Source organism: Shewanella sp. 11B5 (genome assembly GCF_002836795.1).
Classification (GTDB): Bacteria; Pseudomonadota; Gammaproteobacteria; order Enterobacterales; family Shewanellaceae; genus Shewanella; species Shewanella frigidimarina.
Map to the genome: position 1 here is coordinate 1 of NZ_PJAP01000701.1, position 1,980 is coordinate 1,980.

General features: G+C 39.1%; 2 protein-coding genes and 1 pseudogene. All 3 read left to right on the forward strand.

Annotation, left to right across the window (positions count from 1 at the left end; all coding sequences use genetic code 11):
* A partial coding sequence (locus tag CXF78_RS15495; RefSeq protein ID WP_102037292.1) for an MbnB/TglH/ChrH family RiPP precursor modification enzyme occupies positions 1-616 on the forward strand: 616 nt, incomplete at its 5' end.
* Complete coding sequence (locus CXF78_RS15500; RefSeq protein ID WP_102037293.1) at positions 616-1,377, forward strand: HvfC family RiPP maturation protein; 762 nt, start codon at positions 616-618, stop codon at positions 1,375-1,377. The genes CXF78_RS15495 and CXF78_RS15500, both read left to right, overlap by 1 nt.
* 376 nt (positions 1,378-1,753) lie before the next feature.
* Positions 1,754-1,909 (forward strand): annotated as a pseudogene (locus tag CXF78_RS15510) (DUF454 family protein); the annotation flags it as partial.
* Between the last annotated feature and the right edge of the window lie 71 nt (positions 1,910-1,980).

Consider the following 1,980-nt stretch of genomic DNA (forward strand, 5'->3'; position numbering starts at 1 on the left):
TGTACAAAATATAAAACGCTTTTTGGATGAGCATAATATTGAAGTGTATTCAGAGCATTTAAGTTATTGCTCGGGTACTGGCCATATGTATGATTTGATGCCAATCCCATTTACTGATGATGCAGTCATCCATACCGCTAAGCGGATAAAGCAAGTCGAAGACATACTCGAGCGTCCGTTTATTTTAGAGAATGTGTCATTTTATGCGGCGCCTGGTGCACAAATGACCGAACAAGAGTTTGTCAATGCGGTGCTGCAAGAGGCCGACTGCAAATTACTGCTCGATGTAAATAACATTTACGTTAATTCAATTAACCATCAATACGATGCAGCAGCTTACTTAGCGGCGATGCCGACCAAACGAATCGCTTATCTGCATATCGCAGGACACTATGAAGAGGAGGCCGATTTAATGGTCGATACTCACGGTGCGGATATTATCGATCCAGTATGGGCCTTATTGCAGCACTGTTACCAAATACATGGCGTGCATCCGACCTTGCTTGAGCGTGATTTTAATATTCCTAAAACAGACATACTTCTTAATGAGATTAATCAAATTCATCAGTATCAACAAAATGCCTTAACGCAGCAGTCAATTTTGAGGAAGGCATAATGGGTTTCATTGAAGTACAACAACAATTTATGGACTATATCCGTGATCCTAGTTTGCCATTGCCCGAGGGGATTGAGCCTAGGCGCATGAAAATCTATCGAGAATTATTTTTTAATAATATTGCAGGTTTTGTGTCGAGTGCATTTCCGGTGTTGAAAAGTGTATATGAGGACGACCAATGGCAGGCCTTAGTACAACAATTTTTTGTAAGCCACGATTGTAAGACACCAATATTTGTTGAAATAGCCGGTGAGTTTTTAGCGTTTTTACAACATGAATACCAGATGACAGAAGATGATCCAGTTTTTATGTTGCAGTTAGCACATTATGAATGGTTAGAATTATGTGTCGCCGTCGCGCCAGACACTCCAGCGGCTCAATCGATCAATACCATCGAACTAAACCAGCATAGGTTATGCCTAGCAGCTTGTGCCAAAGTGGCTCAATATGCCTTTGACGTTCAGCATATTAGTGTTGACTACCAACCTATAGAGCCGACAGCACAAGCGAACTTTTTTTGTGTATTTAGAGGTGCTGATGATGAGGTCGCATTTTTACAACTGACACCATTAAGTGCGCAAGTGTTAGCTTACATTGAACAAATGACTCATTCTCAACAAGGTGTAACAGTCGATGCCATTATAAGTTGGTTAAGTGAGCATTACCCACAAATGCCAAATGACACCTTGTTGTCAGGCTGCTTACCTTTATTGCAACAACTGGCACAAAAGGGCATCGTTATTTCATCAATCGAGTCATAATAGGCATAATATATTTAAGGTTTTTATTTTGTGAAGATGCGTCTAAAATAAGCCACTTTTTGTGATCGGCTTCACGTTTGTTGTCGCGATGCTAACTGAACAGTTGGCACAATATAACAGATGAAAGATGTAAGTTATCGCAGTCAAAACATAACCTTAATGTAGGAATAATCATGAGCCAGCCGTTTAAAGACCCGTTTAACATATTTTATTTTATTGGTTTTATTTTGGTTTTATTAATTCCAACATTGCCCGCGAGTCTTTCATGGTTGAAAGCAACAGGATTAATTTAACGCTTACTTCAGGTTAACCTGTCATGATATTGTCTTATTAAACCACTCAGATAGAGTGGTTTTTTGTTTGTATGAGGGCGCATATGGCGGTGAAACGCGGATTTTTTCTCATTATTGGCTTGTGCAGTCTAGTGTTAGGCATTATTGGCATTGCACTGCCTTTATTACCTACAGTGCCGTTTTTATTATTTTCTGCGTTTTGTTTTTCTCTTTCTTTCTTTCTACTTCATCTTTTTCTTTTCCTTTCTCTTTTACTCTTCTCCTTTCCCACTTTTCATTCTTTTTTCTCTTTTTCCTTCTTCTTCTTGTA